Genomic DNA, 17477 nt, shown 5'->3' with positions numbered 1-17477 from the left:
AGGCCTTGCCGGCGTCCCACTCCAGGATTTCCGCTTCACTCACCGAGTAAATGAGCGGCACCACATCGAGGATCAATTCGATGTCGCGCTCCGAAAGAAGTCCGCCGGTTTGTTTAAAAAATCGTCGATGCGTACCTGAAGTTGCGTCCAGTCGGGCACGGTCAGCGAGGCCAGGTCGGGAAGCATCAGGCCAGTGCAATGGGCCGTGATGAACTCGGCGCGTTCCTTGGCCGTCTTCAGTTTTTTCATCGCCTTGGTGGCCCGCAGCACGGGCATTTCCAGGGTCAACGAGGTCAGGCTGCGGCCCGCGACGTCGAGGGGTTGCAGCAGTTGCACCTGGTCGGGATCGGCGGGGGCGCCATCCACCTGTTCCAAGAAGTGGGAGGTCGGGCGCGTGGACATTTCGTGTACGTATTGCGCGATGCTCACGTAGTCCGGGCGCTTGAGTTGATCCAGCTCCTTGAGGGACAGGCCGGTCGCCAGCTTGGCCAGTTCGAAGAACTGATCGTCTTCGTCATCGCCGGCACGGGCCAGGGCGTCTTTTTGCGCCGCGTAGTACAGCGGCTTGAGTTGCAGTTGTTCGATTTGCGTCCCATCGTCACCCGTGATCGGCGACAACAGGACGTGAACAGGAGGTGTCCAGGACATGATCTAATCCTTGCTGAATGGCGAGCGACCCGTGGACGAACACGCGTCCACAGATCGGGTCAGCCGCCAGGTTTCTGGCTTAAGGCAGCAATACCGCACGGCGGGCATCGCCAAGAATGTCGACGCCGTTGAGCACGAACTTCTGTGTGCGCACATCGATGTCGATCACCGGGATGCCGTTTTCCAGACGGTTATAGGTGCGGCAGGCCAGCTCGAGGGTGGTGGTGGGTTTGTCGTTCATCTTCAACGCAGCTTCGTCCAGGGACTTCAACTTGCCGCCCACCGTGTGGTAGGTAAACCACGTGTTGCCGTCCTGATCCTGCCCGGCTTCGCGCACATTCAGCAGGATGTCATCGCCGACGCTCACGCCCAGGGCCAGCATGATTTCCGGGCCGACGCCTTGCAGCACCAGCTTGGCGGTCAGCGCCTTGCCGCTCTTGGCCATTTCCTCGCCAATGAAGCGCCCGCCGCGCATCTCTTCCATTTCGAATTCAATTTTCGGCGGCGTGAATTCTTCCACGGTCGCCGACAATGGCAGGCCTTGCAGGGTGGCCGCGATGGCCTGTCTTACGCGGTTGGTAAACATTAGAGAACGTCCTCCAGGAACTGCTCGATGATTTCATCGCGGGCATTGAGTTGATAAATCATGTGTTCGTTTGGCGCGTAGCGGCCGTAGTCGATGACCACGTACCAGGTGCCGTTCTTGTACTTCTCGACGCTGTTCAATTCCGGGTGCAGGTACACGCTGCCGCCAGGAATGGTTTCGTCGGCGACCAGGGTTTGCAGCCAGTCGTTGATGCGCTTGACCTCCTGGTCCATGAACGACTTGGTCAGGTTCTTGGCCATGGCTTTCTGGCCGGCCTTCACCAGCTTGCGGCTGATGGCATCTTCAAGGCCGACGTAGCTGATGAACTTGCCGGTGATGGAGCGGTTACCCAGCAGCGAGAAGCCGCCGAGGATGGTTCGGGCGTAATAGCTGACGCCGTAGCGGTTGAGCAGATCGCCCTCGGTTGAGGTGTCGAGGATGTTGTATTCGACGGTGCGGGAAACGTCTTCGGCGTAGGTCACCTGGTTGCCCGGGCTCTCCCACTGCTTGACCTTGGCGAGGGCAGCGATGGCCAGGCTCGACGGCGCCAGGAAGACGTTTTTCTTCGCCGCCTTGGAATACACCGCCGGCATGTTGTGCACCACCAGGCAACGGTCAAAACCGAGGTCGGCGCCGCCCAGCTCCTGGCTGTAAGTCACTTGATCGGCGACCGAGACGTCCTTGCCGTCGAGCACCACACGGGCCTTGATGCGCTTGCCAAACGAAGCGAACTCGCTCGCCACCGCCTTGGTGCCGGTGAAGCCCGGCGCGCCGATGATGGTCAGGTCTTCGGCGACCCCACTCAGGGCAGCCAAGCCCAGCTTGCGCCCGGTTTGCGCCTCGATGCCGCCGATCACATTGTTCTGCGTATCGGCCAGCGTCGCGCCCTCCTCGACGATGACCACGTAGACCGGCACCTTGACCACTTTGAGAATCTGGTACACCGCGTGGAACAACGTCCCCGCCTCGGCACCGGTCGGGTCCAACTGGGCGTGGGTGGTGAAGCTGTTGATGCGGAATGGGGTGTTTTTCGGAATCAGCGCGTTGGCGTTCGGCGCGGTGCCGACCAACCCGATGACGTTATCGCCCAGGCCACCCATGGCCTCAGGGGATTCAGTAGCGTTGACGGTGATGCCGTTGTGCTCGAAGTTCAAAACCTCAGCCATGGTTATTCAGCCTTTTTGGTGGTGGCCTTTTTGGCCGGGGTGGATGCAGAAGCCGGTTCGCCGGCTTCGTTTTTCTTCAGCGCCAGGCGACCGGCGCTGCGCAAGGCGTTGGCCTCGACGTCGAGCAGGTCCAGTTCCTGGCCGGTGGTCGACCAGTGACCGCCTCCGGTGGGGAATGGGAGGAGCACGGTGTAGGTTTGGCGTAGTGCCATATGGGTTTCTCCGGATACGAAAAAGCCCCGTGTGTTCGGGGCTTTTGTCAGGTTTGTGATGTATTGCGGGAAAGAAAACGCCCCGTCGGTGCGGGGCGTTTATTGGGGATGTTTGAGCAGCCAGGACGGCGCTATCGGACGGTGATCGAGCAGCGGGAAGTCCTTCCCCGCCGGCCAACTGCGTAGCGCTCGCCGATAACCTTGGAGCTCCAAGTATTGTTCGACAGAAAGAGTGGTCTCTGAGCCCCCCTCCAACTCGTCCCGATGCCGGGCGACCATGCCATCGGTCATGACAAGTTGGCTGTCACGCCATATACGTTCCATCGCCGCGAAAGACTCAGGCGACTGCTCAGGTGGATCGATAAGTATTGGATAACCGTCTTCGCCGCTTGAAATCCGCCTTCCTATGGACTGTCCCTCAAGAAGCTCCGCATGTCGCTCTTGGGTTATTTCAACCACATCTTCGGGGATCTGCGCAGCAGAGTGAATGGAATCATCATAGAAACCACCCGTTGTCTTGCTTGAAAAAAGAGTCATTTTCTCACCTCAAATTCACAGTCCCAGTATCCGGGACTGATGAAGTAATTCTATTTTGGTAGGAGTTCCTTATTCTGAATGTCAGTAACCGATAGCAAACAGGAAGATGGCGTCCCCCCCAGTCGCCAGCTGACTCGCGATGGTGGCTGATACTTTAGGAGTTCCAGAGGGATGGGCACCACATGCGTACATGCTGGCACCAGAGGCCGTGGCGTCGTTACTGGCAAACACACGAAAAACTGCGTTTGGGAAAGCTATCGGGTAAGTCCATGTTCCGAGTCCGTTTGTATTCCCGGCAGTGCCCCACTGGATGATCAGACCGCTCGGAAGTCTTTGATAGCCATTGGCAACAAGACTAGCGCCAAACTGGCTGCTGTGTTTGTTAAGGTGAGAACCGCCAACCATCCGCCAACCCGACCCGACGTTCACAAGAGTGATTGAATCAAGCGCGTCAATTGAAAACGATGTGATGGTTGAACCCGTCGCACCTACGTTCGGACCTATGATGTCGGACCCTGCCGCCGCAATAGTGGTATCAGCCACACCGGCAGAAAAATGGATCGTCGCGCCGGTAGGCAGGCCACTGATGGGTGGCAACGTAACAGTTTTGCCAAGAAGTCCAACGGACCCTACCAGTAGGAAGCCACAATGCGCAGCCGTCAGACTGGTCGTATCGGTAATAGCTATAGCGGCACTAAGATTACCCAAAGCCCGTTGCACGAACAGATTCGTAGCAAGCTTGTTCGTGTTATCAAACTGAGCCGCTGTTTGAGCTGTAGGTGTTCCTTGTAGAGCTGGAGAGTTGAGCGGCGCGAACCCCTGCGTGATGTTCTGAAACGCCAACGCCGTAGTGCCCAGTACAATCGCCCCATCAGTAATCAACTGCCAGATCGTGTTGGCAACCGTCGTCCCCTCCTCCACCGAGACAATCAGCCCCGAAGTCACTTCGACACTCGCATCGGCATCCTTTGCCCGAACCCAAGCGCCGTTGGCGGCAACGTAGATACCGTTGTCTTTCGCCAAAGTCTGTGACTTGACCAGAACCCGATTTCCGGCAACCACCGCAACACCATCGATGGCCTGCGCGCCACTCAAGACAATGTTGGCCGTCGTCGCCACTCGCACCGACTGCTTCCTGTCGAGCTTGGCGAGTTCGTCAGCCACGTAACCGGTCACCCAAGCCCGGGTTGCCTTGACCACCGTATCGTCAATTAACAGCGTCACCAGCTCAGCATTGCTGGTCTCGAAAATAGACCGAATGTAGAACTCTTTGCCCGAGCCAGATGTCGCCAGCACCGGTTTGAACGACTCCGGATATTTGACAATCGCATAGAGAATGCCGGTATCGGTCCAGATCCCGGCCTCGCGCACATACCAGCCGCCCACATCGGACGGGATGGTGACCTCGGCTAGCAGCCAGCTCGGGTTCTTTTCATCTTGGAACAATGCGTTGAGCGGCCCGCGCCAGACTTCGCGTTTGAGTGCCGTGGCGGTTGCCGCCGGGTTGTAGACGGCGCCGCCGCCGTCACCGACGGAAATCTGCGATAGCTTGATCGGTAGGCCCGCTGCCTTGCAGGCGGTTTCGTAGGCAATCCCCGCATCGGTGAGCAGGGTGTAGTAGTCGGCCATTTAGGACCCCTGTGGATAAATAGTGGAGGTTTCGACGCTGTAGAGCCCGGCAGCCAGGAAGGCCCGGCCCGAGGCTTGCAGCCCTTCGATGACAATCGGATAAACCGTGGTCAGCTCGCCGCACAGCGTCGCGGCGCCGATGACGTGACGGCCGAAGGCACTCAAGCCCACCGAAACCGTCAGGGTGTCGCGCTCGCTTTTCGCATCGGCCAGGCGCCGGTCGAGACGGGCGTCGATTTCTTCGCTGTAGGGTTGCTCGGTAAACGCCCGGACCGAAAAACTGTAGGGCGGGCCAGGTGGCGTTTGCTCATACCAGGCGCGCACTTCGGGCGTCAGTCGCAAACCCTTGGCGGCGTTTTCCAGCGCCTTTCGCGTGCCGGCTTGTCGCGCGGTGGGCCAGGCGAGCTCGACGGTCAGGCGCTTCTCCGCCTCGGCCGCGTCGGTACTCCATTCCTTGACCCCACGATCCGCCGCCAAATACGGCAGGAACCCCAAAGGCGTTCCCAGCGGATTCATCAACTCGGGAAACGGCGGATCAATGCGCTCGAGCAACCGGGCGAAGCCCAGGTCCAGCGCTCTTTCCAGCGGCGAACTGTTCACCGGCAACAGGCTCAAGCGAGGTTGATCGTCATTCATAACGTATCCACCTCGACCTCGACGCCCGTGCAGTACGGCGCCTGGAAAGCCGTCGTCACAATCGGCGCAAGCGGTTCGAGAATCTGCAACTGAACCGCGCCGGCGCTGTGCAGCGTGTAGTCGATCCAGCTCGGGTCCACCCGGCCTTCCAAGCGATGGCACGCCTCGGCGTATTCCTGCAATTGCCGCTGTGCGGCAGCCTGGGTGAGACCGGAGTCAGGGCCGGGATTGATCTTCGCCACGACGCGGATTTTGTAGTTCTTGATCTGCGCGGCCTGCACGATGACCCGATCCGTTTCCGGTCGCACATCAGGCCGGGCGAAGTGCTCGCGGACGCCGTCGAGCAGCGCCTCGGATGGCGTGCCATTGCCCTCTCGGGAGAGCACCGTGACCGTGACTTCGCCGGGCGCCGTACGGCGACCGTTGCCGTCCTTGATCTGCGCCGCATGACCATCCGGTGCGAAGGTGTAGGTGACCGTCACCTCACCCGCCGAAGCGTTTTCGACGTTCACCACTGGCCGTTCACCCAAGGTAAAAATCTCCCGCCGATACTGCATGCGCGAACCGGCCGCCGGGGCGTGCGGCGCCAGGTAGTAGCGCAACCGCGCATCATCATCGCTTTCGTACATCGGAGGGATGGGCGGAAATGCCGCTGGGTCGCCGGGGTCGAGCAATTGGCGTTCCAGCCCCATGTCCGCGAGGCGCGCGTCGAGGTTGGTTCCCGTCGCCCACCACGCCAGCATCTGCTTGATGCGGGCGTTGTATTTGCGTTCGTGGGTTTGCAGCCGGACGCAGAACGCCTCGAGGGCCAGGGTCAGCAGTTCGCTTTCGTTCTCGAGACTGTCCACCAGTTTGGCGGCGCTTGCAGGAGAGCGTGCGGCGACGTACTCGACCACGAAGGTCTTGAACTCTGCGAGCAAGTCCTCGAACGCTTCTACGGTAACGATGGCTGGTTCGGCCAGTTGGTTCTGGCCGGGTATCAACATGCTCATGTCACCACCTCGAAAGTCTGTTTGCGGTTTTTCCAGGTGCCGGCGAAACGCAGCAGCAATCCGGCACCGTGCCGGCTGGCGACGATGACCTGCGGCTCAAAATCGTCGATGCCGTTGTGCGGGTTGTAGAACGCTTGGGCGGCGTGGCTCTGGGCAAGAATCAGCAAGTCATCGCCGAGGTTCTGCCCGAGCAACTCGGTCAACGCGCAGCCATACAAAGGCCGCTTCTGGCGAGTGCCCAACGGCGTGGTAAGTGCGCGGGTGGCGCGCTGCACAAATTGCAGCCAGTCGTCGACCGTCGCGCCGGTATTGCGATCGATTCCAATCATGGGAAATCCTTTATGCGGTACTGATGACGCGCCCCTGGTGATCCACCACCGGGCCGCTCAGGTGCACACCAGCGGCGTCGAGCCGAACGCCGACGGCGCCCAGTTTTAGTTCGATGGTTTGCGGCGTCATCACCAGACTCGATGGGCCAACGCTCAACTGGAGCGATTCACGGGAACCGCTGAACGTCGCCGGGCCGTTCATCCAATGCAGGACATGGCTGGCATGGTCGTAGCCGTTTTCCGTACCGTCCTGGTAGAGGCGACGCGTCAGCGAAGCCTCGGTCGAGACGGGCGGGAACTGGCCGCCGTTAAGGCCGAACAGCGCCACAGACTGCCCGCCGCCATCGCCGCCGCCATGGTTCAACAGCAGGCATTGCTCGCCCACGGAAGGAATCCGCGACTCGCTCTGGGCGCCGGCGCTCGGGTTGAAAAAGCGGATCGCCGGGGTCAGCAGCCCGCCGTGGCTGACCTTGCAGGTGTTGCTAGCCGCATCGACTTCCTGGCAGACACCGATGCGACAAACGCCGTCGGCGCGCCGATGCAAGTCCTCGAGCTCGGCTTCCATCTGCGCGAGGCGCTCGATGATCGGCCCCAATTGCATCCGTAGAAACGCATCGAACATGGCTCAACCCTCGAGTGCGGTGTATTGGTCCGGGTCGTCGATGTTCGACACTTCCCAGGTGCAGGCAAATTTCGGGATGCCCAGCGGGTCCTCCAGCAACATCGGGCCTAGATACAGGGTCTGGGTGAATGAAAGGGTCCAGGCGGTGTAGGCCCGTGCCGGATTGATGAAGGTGGATGGCAGGCAGTCGCCCTCTGCGGGCAGGTCGCATTGATCGCCTGACAGGCCCCAACGGTTATCCATGACCAAGTGCTTCAGTTCAGCGGCCAAGTCGCAGGCGTCCCATCCCGGAACGGCCATGACCACTTGCAGTGACACCGTCAGAACATGGGCGATACGCCCGTTGTTGGAACGGTGGCCGGGTGCATCGCGCTCAATCGCAATCAGCACCCAGGGTTGGTCGTCAGTGCCATCGAACTCCTGGGGGCTGCCGACTTTCAAGGTGGGATAGGTGATGCGCAGCGTCTGGGCAATGGCGAAGAATAGCTGCGATGGTTTTTCGATAAGGGCGGCCATAGATCGCCTCCTTTTTTATGGATCAGCGATGTGGGTTCACGAGTGGTCGGGAGGAACGTCCCGCGGGGGGACTTCGCCGATGCCGATTCGCTTGGCGACCCAGCGCTCGTAAAGACCGATGGCCACATCGGCACCGGCCATGGCGGTCAGGCAACCCAGGGCGCACGCGCTCCAGATCGACATCCCGAGGGCGTACAAAAGCATGGTTGCCGATACGCCGCAGACCACGCAGGCGCCGGAGCGCAGAACCACGCGGCGCAGCAACGGCCAGCCACGGGCGCCCTCCTTGTCGGCACGCCACATCTCGCCGGACACCCCGCCCACCAGGGCGAGCACGATGACCAGCCAGATCGGCATGTCCAGCAACGCTTGTTGCTCGTTTGTCATGTCTCGTTTCCTGGAGTGATTAAGATTGGGCGGGTAAGTTGTTTGAAGTTGAATGAGATGTGGGTCGATGCAACCCATTAAGTTGCTAGAGACGGCGTTCAAACGTTTGTCAGGTCATTGAAAGCTGACGTCACTTTGGCGCAGCGCAAGTCGCGCCTTTGTAAGTCATGGTGTAGGTGTAGTGCCTGTCCCAAGACAGCGGTAGCGCGCTGGGTGCGGCCCATTCCGCGTAGTTACCCGACATCGAACCAGCGACAGCTAACTTACCCATGGCAATGGTCGCGAGATTGTTGGCGCTCCCTGCACCCGGCATTGGCACACTCCCATTCCATTGGAGATCGTCCCCATTCTGGAACCATGCACCCTTCCAGCCGGCCTGCGAACTTGAGTACCAGGTATTGTCTGCTTTGAAACAGATCGTTTGGTTGGCATAAAAACCACCGCCCGGAACGTGGTAGTAAGCGAATTGCCAGGAACCGACAGGTGAGGTTTCGGCAATGGCTTGGATCGCCTGGGTGGCCAGGATTGTTGCAATCAATACGCTGGCTATTTTTTTCATCTGTTTTCTTCCTTTAAATGAGTTGAGTTTGGCGAGCTCGATACTGGTTTTATCTGAACACCTCCTGAGCCTTTCAAATGAGCGCATAGAAATCTCCTTACTTATTCGAAGTGCCTTGCGGCAGAGGCATTCCAAAAAGCCCGGTTGCCCAGGCTTTTCAGTAATGCGCTTGATCTTTCGGCGCGACTGGCGCGGTACGGATCCATTCAAATTGTTCCTCCGACCGCGGCCCCTGCCCGCCGGATAACTGCTTCTGGTGCTTTACGCTGCACACCCGGGTCAGTTGCCAACCCTCTGAACCGTTAAAGGCCGGTTCATCGCTGCCTGTTGGTGGAACTAAAGAGCTTCGTTGCCAGCCGCTTTGTCGAGCGGCTTGGACACAGAATATGCATGGATGCATATACAGTCAATGCGTAAATGCATTTATTTATGCATGTTGAATGCGCTAATGCATGAGACCCTTGCAGATACCGGGTCGCGGGTTATCAGGAGGCGAAAAAAAACCCGCACGGTGGCGGGTTTTATCTGACAGCGCAGGGGTTAACGGGCGTACATGCCCCACCAGAAGACGTGACCGAGGATGACGATTTGTTCGTCTTGCATCTCCTGGAACGTGTAGTCCTCGTCCGGATGTTCATCACGGTTGAAGCTGCGCAGGCGAATGCCGGTGGGCAGGCGGTAAAGCTGCTTTACCCGCAACTGGCCGTTGTGATTGATGGCGTAGAGATCACCGTCGACGATGTCGCCGATCCCACACTTGCCCGCATTCACCCCGACCGTCGCACCGTCGCGCAGCACCGGCAACATACTGTTGCCGCGCACGGTCACGCACTTGGCCTGGTCGAACTGCACGCCGTTATGGCGCAGGCTGCGCTTGCCGAAGCGCAGGCTGGAGCGCTCGCTTTCCTCGATGACGAATCTTCCTGATCCAGCAGCCAATTCAACCTCACGCAGAAAAGGAACGGACACCTCGTCTTCCTCGACGGGCGTGTCATCGTCCCACAGGCTTATGTCCTTGAGTTCGGAATGCGGCTCTTCGCGACGGCTGCCGCCGGCCGACGCAATGTCGGCGCGCCCGCGCAACTGGTCGGTGCTCACAGCGAAATATTCGGCGATCTTCGAGATATGTTTATCCGAAGGATCGACAATCTTGCCGCTGAGAATCCGCGAGAGGGTGGACTGAGGCACGCCGGTACGCCGGTGAAGCTCCGTGGGGGAGATCCCGTGCTGATCGAGCAATGCTCTTAATACGATAGAAACGTTGCGTTTTTGCATAACGCGCATAATGCTTGTTCTTTTTGCGGAAGACAAATGCTGATTCGCATAAATATGCAATTCCAGCCAGTTGCATTCACTGTGGCGAGGGAGCTTGCTCCCTCTCCACGGAATCGCCCTACAAGTCCTTAGGAAAAGGCGCCGCCCCCGTCCTTCAAATGTGTGACGCAAGGCTACGTTTTCTTGCGCCTCTGCCTACAACTACGCCAGAATCCGCCGGCTTGTGCGCCTTGGACCCCACCGGTACCTTGACTCCATCACTGCCCATCAGTGATCGGGTTTAGTAGCTCGGTATTCCAAGGTGCTCACTGCTCCATTCAGCCTGGTGTTTCTTACCTGTGCTCAATGGTAGCTGTGCGCAGGGCGCCCTCGGGCGCGCCGGTTCCTTGGATCCCCGGTCTACTAACCTGCGTACAGCTGCCACCCATCTCGTTTAGTAGCGGATTGGTAGCGGCTCCAACTTAAGGATCCAAGACTATGGTGTCGATAAGATTGACTACCATATCCCTGAGCAACACACGCGGGCGGACCTAGAGGCCTTGCTCGAAGCACCGTCAGGAGAGCATCTATGATTTCGATCAAGCTTGGCTTGTCCAAAGGAACCAAAAGCACCTTCGCCGATTTTATTCGTAACGCGAAATCGGATCAAAAGAAGCGTGTTTATAGCGAGGTTTTGACGGAAGCTACCAAGCAGCAAAACCTGGTCATGATGCAGGCCGAGGCGAAACGAGCCTGATTTCAAGACTGAAGCGAAGCCCGATCATGCGTCGGGCTTTTTTTTGCCTGGTTCGTGCTTCACAGATATTTTTTCGCCACATGTAGGGCAAATTTGGAGGACAAAAGCCCAGTTTCACTAACCTTATCGAAGCACTCATCCCTGGGTCGCCCCCCACCCCCCATGTTAACCTTGCGCCCATCGCGGAAAAGCCGGGCCAATGCCCCTCCTTTTGCCCTACACCTTTCAACGAGCTTCCCTGATACCCATGAATACCGCCGTGAACGACCTGTCCTCTCACACGCCGATGATGCAACAGTACTGGCGCCTGAAGAACCAGCACCCCGACCAGCTGATGTTCTACCGCATGGGCGATTTCTACGAGATCTTCTACGAGGACGCGAAGAAAGCCGCCAAGCTGTTGGACATCACCCTGACGGCGCGTGGGCAATCGGCGGGCATGGCGATTCCGATGTGTGGGATTCCTTACCACGCGGCGGAAGGTTATCTGGCGAAGCTGGTCAAGCTAGGCGAATCCGTGGTGATCTGCGAGCAAGTCGGCGACCCGGCCACCAGCAAAGGCCCTGTTGACCGCCAGGTCGTGCGGATCATCACCCCGGGCACGGTCAGTGACGAAGCCTTGCTGGATGAACGCCGGGACAACCTGATCGCTGCGGTGTTGGGCGATGAGCGCCTGTTCGGCCTGGCGGTGCTGGACATCACCAGCGGCAATTTCTCGGTGCTGGAAATCAAGGGCTGGGAAAACCTCCTGGCGGAGCTGGAGCGGGTCAACCCGGTGGAACTGTTGATTCCCGATGATTGGCCCAAAGACCTGCCGGCGGAAAAACGCCGTGGCGTACGTCGTCGGGCGCCGTGGGATTTTGAGCGTGACTCAGCGTTGAAAAGTCTCTGCCAGCAATTCTCCACACAAGACCTCAAGGGCTTTGGTTGCGAGAATCTGACCTTGGCCATTGGCGCCGCCGGTTGCCTGCTGGCTTACGCCAAGGAAACCCAGCGTACCGCCCTGCCCCATTTGCGCAGCCTGCGTCACGAACGCCTGGATGACACGGTGGTGCTGGACGGCGCGAGCCGACGCAACCTGGAGCTGGACACCAACCTGGCCGGCGGGCGCGACAACACCCTGCAATCGGTGGTCGACCGCTGCCAGACCGCCATGGGCAGCCGCCTGCTGACCCGCTGGCTGAACCGTCCGCTGCGGGACCTGACCGTTTTGCTGGCGCGCCAGACCTCCATCACCTGCCTGCTCGACCGCTATCGTTTCGAGCAGTTGCAACCGCAGCTCAAGGAAATCGGCGACATCGAGCGGATCCTCGCCCGTATCGGCTTGCGCAACGCCCGGCCCCGCGATTTGGCGCGCTTGCGCGATGCCCTCGGCGCATTGCCCGAACTTCAGGTGGCAATGACTGACCTCGAAGCGCCGCACCTGCAACAACTGGCGCGCACCACCAGCACCTACCCGGACCTGGCCGCACTGCTGGAAAAAGCCATTATCGACAACCCGCCGGCGGTGATCCGCGACGGTGGCGTGCTGAAAACCGGCTACGACGCCGAACTCGACGAGCTGCAATCGTTGAGCGAAAACGCCGGCCAGTTCCTGATCGACCTCGAAGCTCGGGAAAAGGCCCGAACGGGCCTCGCCAACCTCAAGGTCGGCTACAACCGCATCCACGGTTATTTCATCGAACTGCCAAGCAAGCAGGCCGAGCAAGCCCCAGCCGACTACATTCGCCGCCAGACCCTCAAGGGCGCCGAGCGTTTCATCACCCCGGAACTCAAGGCCTTCGAAGACAAGGCGCTGTCGGCCAAGAGTCGCGCCCTTGCCCGCGAGAAGATGCTCTACGAAGCGTTGCTCGAAGACCTGATCAGCCAGCTCCCACCGTTGCAGGACACCGCCGGCGCACTGGCGGAGCTGGACGTCTTGAGCAACCTGGCCGAGCGCGCACTGAACCTGGACCTCAACTGCCCGCGCTTCGTCAGCGAGCCGTGCATGCGCATCAGCCAGGGACGTCACCCGGTCGTCGAGCAGGTGTTAACCACGCCGTTCGTGGCCAACGACCTGAGCCTGGACGACAACACCCGCATGCTGGTGATCACCGGTCCGAACATGGGCGGTAAATCGACCTACATGCGCCAGACCGCGCTGATCGTGCTGCTGGCACATGTCGGCAGTTTCGTGCCGGCGGCGAGCTGCGAACTGTCCCTGGTGGACCGCATCTTCACCCGGATCGGCTCCAGCGACGACTTGGCCGGCGGGCGTTCGACCTTCATGGTGGAAATGAGCGAAACCGCGAACATCTTGCACAACGCCACCGAGCGCAGTTTGGTGCTGATGGACGAAGTCGGCCGTGGCACCAGCACGTTCGACGGCCTGTCCCTGGCGTGGGCGGCGGCCGAACGCCTGGCCCAGTTGCGGGCCTACACGTTGTTCGCCACGCATTATTTCGAACTGACGGTGTTGCCGGAGAGCCAGCCGCTGGTGGCCAACGTCCACCTCAACGCCACCGAGCACAACGAACGCATCGTGTTCCTGCACCACGTACTGCCGGGCCCGGCCAGCCAGAGCTACGGTTTGGCAGTAGCGCAGCTGGCCGGCGTACCAAGCGACGTCATTACCCGTGCCCGCGAGCACCTGAGTCGCCTGGAAACCACCAGCCTGCCGCACGAAGTACCTCGACCAACCAAAGGCAAACCAGCCGTGCCGCAGCAAAGCGACATGTTCGCCAGCCTGCCGCACCCGGTGCTCGATGAACTGGCCAAGCTTGACCTTGATGACATGACCCCGCGTCGGGCACTGGATTTACTCTATACATTGAAGACACGGATCTAACGCACAAGCTTTCAAGCTGTTAGAATCTCGCGCGGTTTGGGACGCTGCGACCTTATTAGCCTGGGTTTGCAGATTATCGCTCCTAAACCTTGCGACCCCGCCGTGAAGGGGCTTCGCTGCAGCCGCCTGAGGAGAGAATTAGAAATGACCTTCGTCGTCACCGACAACTGCATCAAGTGCAAGTACACCGACTGCGTAGAAGTGTGTCCGGTGGACTGCTTTTACGAAGGGCCGAATTTCCTGGTCATCCACCCGGACGAGTGCATCGACTGCGCCCTGTGTGAACCGGAATGCCCGGCAAATGCCATTTTCTCGGAGGACGAAGTGCCAGCCGGCATGGAAAACTTCATCGAGCTGAACGCCGAACTGGCGGACATCTGGCCGAACATCACCGAGAAGAAAGACGCCCTGCCGGACGCCGAAGAGTGGGATGGCAAGACTGGCAAGATCGCAGATCTGGAACGCTGATTATCCAGCGTTTACTGAAAAGGCCCCTTGCGGGCCTTTTTGCTTTTCCGAGCATGGCAAATCGCGGACAAAAAAAGGGGCGGTTTGACCCGCCCACATTTTTTCCCTAATCCCTTTAATCCTTTTCATCGTCCTGATGAATCGCTCCTGCGATGTCCTTCCTGCCCATCGTCCTTGGTGGGTGTGTCTGTCCGTCGACACAGGACCGATATTAGTATTTTGCCGCGCCAGTGCAATCGGGCTCGTCCGTCCCCTTTCCCGCTGTAACGCCTCAGTCACAAACAATAAATCCTTATAGAACAACGAAATAGAAAAAATCTACGCCCTTGTTAGTCATCTATCCTATCGGCGGGAAACCGAACACTTACGTAACACTAGGCAAAGGCTTACAAGCCGAAACTACAAATTAGGTAGGACTTGAAAAGTTGCCGCCGGAAAACGCAAAAGCCCCGAACCAGTCGGGGCTTTTTCTACTGTGCTTGCGTGAGGTGTTATTGGAACAACGATTCGCTCGACAACCCATTTTTCTCCAGGATCTCCCGGAGGCGCTTGAGGCCTTCGACCTGGATCTGCCTGACCCGCTCCCGAGTCAAACCAATCTCCAGGCCGACGTCTTCAAGCGTGCTGCTCTCATGACCGCGCAAGCCGAAGCGGCGAATGACCACTTCCCGTTGCTTGTCCGTGAGTTCCGAGAGCCACTGGTCGATGCTCTGGGACAGGTCATCATCCTGGAGCAATTCGCACGGGTCGGTCGGACGGTCATCGGTGAGAGTATCGAGCAGGGTCTTGTCCGAATCCGGCCCCAGCGAAACGTCCACCGAGGAAACCCGCTCGTTGAGACCCAGCATGCGCTTGACCTCGCCCACCGGTTTTTCCAGCAGGTTGGCGATTTCTTCGGGCGAAGGTTCATGGTCGAGTTTCTGGGTCAATTCACGAGCGGCCCGCAGGTACACGTTCAGCTCCTTGACCACATGAATCGGCAACCGGATGGTCCGGGTCTGATTCATGATTGCCCGTTCAATGGTCTGGCGAATCCACCAAGTGGCATAGGTCGAGAAACGGAAGCCGCGCTCAGGATCGAATTTCTCGACGGCGCGAATCAGCCCCAGGTTGCCCTCTTCAATCAGGTCCAGCAGCGAAAGCCCACGATTGACGTAACGTCGGGCGATTTTCACCACCAGGCGCAGGTTACTTTCAATCATGCGTTTTCGACCGGCAGGGTCGCCGCTTTGCGACAGGCGCGCAAAATGAACTTCTTCCTCGGGGGAGAGCAGCGGCGAAAAACCGATTTCGTTGAGGTAAAGCTGAGTGGCGTCCAGCGCCCGGGTGTAGTCGATGTACTTATGTTGTTTAAGTGAAGCGGAGTGTTTGGATTTGGCACGAACGGAAGGTGGAGTCGCCCCTTCATCATTCGACATCGAATCCATAGCGATGCCGGTGTCCATCAGGAGCACCTCATCGTCGATGTCAAACTCCGGCACTTCTTTACTGAGAGCCATTGTTATAGTCCTTTGGTGAGTTCGACCTCAAGCTCGAGCGACGCCTTTATCCTTGGCAACGCTGGAGCCTGTTCCCTCTACGTGACGGAACAGGCTGACAACTGAATCAACGACGTGGCAGGAATTGCAGCGGATCTACGGGCTTACCTTGTCGGCGAATCTCAAAATGAAGTTTCACCCGGTCCGTACCCGTCGAGCCCATTTCGGCAATTGTCTGTCCGACCTTGACCTGCTGCCCCTCCCGAACCAACAGCCTGCGGTTGTGACCGTAGGCACTGACGTAGGTATCGCTGTGTTTGATGATCACGAGTTCGCCGTAGCCCCTTAAACCACTCCCGGCGTACACAACCGTGCCATCAGACGCGGCTAAAACAGGCTGTCCCAAATCCCCGGCGATATCAATTCCTTTATTCAAACTACCGTTTGAAGAGAATTTTCCAATGAGAACGCCATTAGAAGGCCACCCCCAGCCGGTCGGGGCGGGGCCTGCCGGAGGCATCGGCGCGGGCGCCGGCTTGTTCGCGACGGACGGTACAGTCGCCGTTGCAGCACCGGCCGGACGACGAATGACCGTGGTTTTGCTCGAGGATGAAGGGGTCGAACCCGACTGCGTGACGACCGCGGTCGGCGTTGAACCGCTGCGACCGTCAAAGCGAATTGTCTGACCCGGATGGATCGTATAAGGCGCAGGAATGTTGTTACGAGCCGCGAGGGCTTTGTAGTCCCAGCCGTAGCGAAAAGCGATGGAAAACAGCGTATCGCCGCGACGGACTACATACTGGCCGGTCGTCACTGTAGGACGTTGTGGCGTCGCATTGTTGCGATCGACCACCCGGACGTTACCCGATGGCGTACTGGAACAACCGACCAGCAAGGTACTCAAGAGAAGGCCAGTCACCAGGCGCTTAAAGCTCGTGATACCCATACGCTGCGCAATGACTGTGAGACTCACCCGCCGCTCCCTTTGTGGTGGCTGAAGAAATGGATAGCTGCCTGTCCAGGCAGACCTGTTGCCCCGTGGCTGACCGATACCGCTCCTTTATAAAGGAAGCGCGAAAGGCCGCCGCACACGTTTGCTCGACGCTGTTGAACGCTGTTTGACAGGCCAGTGCTCGACTGACCGGTGCAGCCGTAAGACACAGCCCATGCCATGGAATTCAGCGCTCGTTTATAAATGCTCAGGCCAACGGTCCATTGAGCAACGGCACAAAACGCACTGCCCCGAGGACGTGTCGCGAAAAACCGTGCTCTTCGCGAACGATCAACATCAGTTGCTGGACTTCGCCCGCGCCTACCGGAATGACCAGGCGCCCGCCGGGTGCGAGTTGATCCAGCAAGGCCTGCGGCACATCCGTGGCAACGGCCGTGACAATGATGCCGTTATAAGGCGCCAGCGCCGGCCAGCCTTCCCAACCATCGCCCCAGCGAAACACCACGTTGCGCAGGTTCAACTCCACCAGGCGTTCCTTGGCGCGATCCTGCAGCACCTTGATGCGCTCCACGGAAAATACCCGTTCCACCAGCTGCGACAATACCGCGGTCTGGTAACCCGACCCCGTGCCGATCTCCAGCACCTTGTCCAACGGCCCCGCCTCAAGCAGCAACTCGCTCATGCGAGCGACCATATAAGGCTGGGAAATGGTCTGGTTGTGGCCGATCGGCAACGCGGTGTCTTCGTAGGCACGATGGGCCAAGGCCTCATCGACGAACAGATGCCGTGGCGTGCGACGGATCACTTCCAGCACCTGGGCGTTGGACAGCCCTTCTTCGTAGAGCCGCTGGATCAGTCGCTCCCGGGTACGCTGGGAGGTCATGCCGATCCCGCGGCGGAGCATATCGTCTTGTTCGCGAGC

20 protein-coding genes are annotated in these 17477 nt (G+C 59.1%); 3 read left to right on the top strand and 17 right to left on the bottom strand.

Translation table 11 applies throughout. The annotated features are described in order from the left end of the window. Positions 1 to 72: 72 nt before the first annotated feature. The 14 genes from HU762_RS07965 to HU762_RS07900 all read right to left on the bottom strand — a co-directional run bounded on the left by HU762_RS07965 (position 73) and on the right by HU762_RS07900 (position 10094). Positions 73 to 648, bottom strand: coding sequence for a phage tail assembly protein (locus tag HU762_RS07965; RefSeq protein ID WP_186635099.1), 576 nt, complete (start codon positions 646 to 648; stop codon positions 73 to 75). Positions 649 to 727: 79 nt separating this feature from the next. Then, positions 728 to 1234: a phage major tail tube protein gene (locus tag HU762_RS07960; RefSeq protein WP_186635096.1), complete on the bottom strand. Its 507-nt coding sequence runs from the start codon at positions 1232 to 1234 to the stop codon at positions 728 to 730. After that, positions 1234 to 2400, bottom strand: coding sequence for a phage tail protein (locus HU762_RS07955; protein WP_186635093.1), 1167 nt, complete (start codon positions 2398 to 2400; stop codon positions 1234 to 1236). Before HU762_RS07955 ends, HU762_RS07960 begins: the two co-directional genes overlap by 1 nt. 2 nt (positions 2401 to 2402) lie before the next feature. Continuing rightward, on the bottom strand, positions 2403 to 2612 hold the full coding sequence (locus tag HU762_RS07950) for a hypothetical protein (protein ID WP_186635090.1): 210 nt from the start codon (positions 2610 to 2612) through the stop codon (positions 2403 to 2405). A 99-nt stretch (positions 2613 to 2711) separates the two neighbouring features. Continuing rightward, on the bottom strand, positions 2712 to 3149 hold the full coding sequence (locus HU762_RS07945; protein ID WP_186635088.1) for a phage tail protein: 438 nt from the start codon (positions 3147 to 3149) through the stop codon (positions 2712 to 2714). A gap of 81 nt (positions 3150 to 3230) precedes the next feature. Next, the gene (locus tag HU762_RS07940; RefSeq protein WP_186635085.1) at positions 3231 to 4778 is read right to left on the bottom strand and encodes a phage tail protein; all 1548 of its coding nucleotides are present in this window, start codon (positions 4776 to 4778) and stop codon (positions 3231 to 3233) included. Further along, complete coding sequence (locus HU762_RS07935; protein WP_186635082.1) at positions 4779 to 5414, bottom strand: phage tail protein I; 636 nt, start codon at positions 5412 to 5414, stop codon at positions 4779 to 4781. Next, a complete protein-coding gene (locus HU762_RS07930; protein ID WP_186635079.1) occupies positions 5411 to 6406 on the bottom strand; it encodes a baseplate J/gp47 family protein in 996 nt (331 codons plus the stop codon). The genes HU762_RS07935 and HU762_RS07930 overlap by 4 nt, the downstream gene beginning before the upstream one ends. Continuing rightward, complete coding sequence (locus HU762_RS07925; protein WP_186635076.1) at positions 6403 to 6735, bottom strand: phage baseplate protein; 333 nt, start codon at positions 6733 to 6735, stop codon at positions 6403 to 6405. Before HU762_RS07925 ends, HU762_RS07930 begins: the two co-directional genes overlap by 4 nt. Before the next feature lie 10 nt (positions 6736 to 6745). Beyond that, positions 6746 to 7357 (bottom strand): phage baseplate assembly protein V, encoded by a 612-nt coding sequence (locus HU762_RS07920; RefSeq protein ID WP_186635073.1) that lies wholly within the window; start codon positions 7355 to 7357, stop codon positions 6746 to 6748. Between the two features lie 3 nt (positions 7358 to 7360). Then, a complete protein-coding gene (locus HU762_RS07915; protein ID WP_186635070.1) occupies positions 7361 to 7873 on the bottom strand; it encodes a hypothetical protein in 513 nt (170 codons plus the stop codon). Positions 7874 to 7909: 36 nt separating this feature from the next. After that, entirely contained in the window at positions 7910 to 8260 is a 351-nt protein-coding gene (locus HU762_RS07910; RefSeq protein ID WP_186611220.1) for a phage holin family protein, read from the bottom strand. A gap of 130 nt (positions 8261 to 8390) precedes the next feature. Next, positions 8391 to 8906 (bottom strand): hypothetical protein, encoded by a 516-nt coding sequence (locus tag HU762_RS07905; protein WP_186635067.1) that lies wholly within the window; start codon positions 8904 to 8906, stop codon positions 8391 to 8393. 453 nt (positions 8907 to 9359) lie between these two features. Then, positions 9360 to 10094, bottom strand: a complete 735-nt coding sequence (locus HU762_RS07900) for an XRE family transcriptional regulator (protein ID WP_186635495.1) — start codon at positions 10092 to 10094, stop codon at positions 9360 to 9362. A 568-nt stretch (positions 10095 to 10662) separates the two neighbouring features. Here HU762_RS07900 and HU762_RS07895 point away from each other — a divergent pair. The 3 genes from HU762_RS07895 to fdxA all read left to right on the top strand — a co-directional run bounded on the left by HU762_RS07895 (position 10663) and on the right by fdxA (position 14125). Then, positions 10663 to 10830, top strand: a complete 168-nt coding sequence (locus HU762_RS07895) for a hypothetical protein (protein ID WP_186611217.1) — start codon at positions 10663 to 10665, stop codon at positions 10828 to 10830. Between the two features lie 259 nt (positions 10831 to 11089). Beyond that, the gene (mutS, locus tag HU762_RS07890; protein WP_186635492.1) at positions 11090 to 13657 is read left to right on the top strand and encodes a DNA mismatch repair protein MutS; all 2568 of its coding nucleotides are present in this window, start codon (positions 11090 to 11092) and stop codon (positions 13655 to 13657) included. Positions 13658 to 13801: 144 nt separating this feature from the next. Further along, complete coding sequence (gene fdxA, locus HU762_RS07885) at positions 13802 to 14125, top strand: ferredoxin FdxA (RefSeq protein WP_030139464.1); 324 nt, start codon at positions 13802 to 13804, stop codon at positions 14123 to 14125. A gap of 491 nt (positions 14126 to 14616) precedes the next feature. On the opposite strand, the gene rpoS is transcribed toward fdxA, so the two are convergent. The 3 genes from rpoS to HU762_RS07870 form a co-directional block, all read right to left on the bottom strand. After that, entirely contained in the window at positions 14617 to 15624 is a 1008-nt protein-coding gene (rpoS, locus tag HU762_RS07880) for an RNA polymerase sigma factor RpoS (RefSeq protein WP_186611216.1), read from the bottom strand. 106 nt (positions 15625 to 15730) lie between these two features. Beyond that, positions 15731 to 16576 (bottom strand): peptidoglycan DD-metalloendopeptidase family protein, encoded by an 846-nt coding sequence (locus HU762_RS07875; protein ID WP_186635064.1) that lies wholly within the window; start codon positions 16574 to 16576, stop codon positions 15731 to 15733. 226 nt (positions 16577 to 16802) lie between these two features. Further along, positions 16803 to 17438 (bottom strand): protein-L-isoaspartate(D-aspartate) O-methyltransferase, encoded by a 636-nt coding sequence (locus tag HU762_RS07870; RefSeq protein WP_161796107.1) that lies wholly within the window; start codon positions 17436 to 17438, stop codon positions 16803 to 16805. Between the last annotated feature and the right edge of the window lie 39 nt (positions 17439 to 17477).

Origin of the sequence: Pseudomonas sp. SWRI92, from assembly GCF_014268685.1 — a bacterium.
GTDB lineage: Bacteria > Pseudomonadota > Gammaproteobacteria > Pseudomonadales > Pseudomonadaceae > Aquipseudomonas > Aquipseudomonas marvdashtae.
This window is presented reverse-complemented; position numbering and strand designations above follow the sequence as displayed.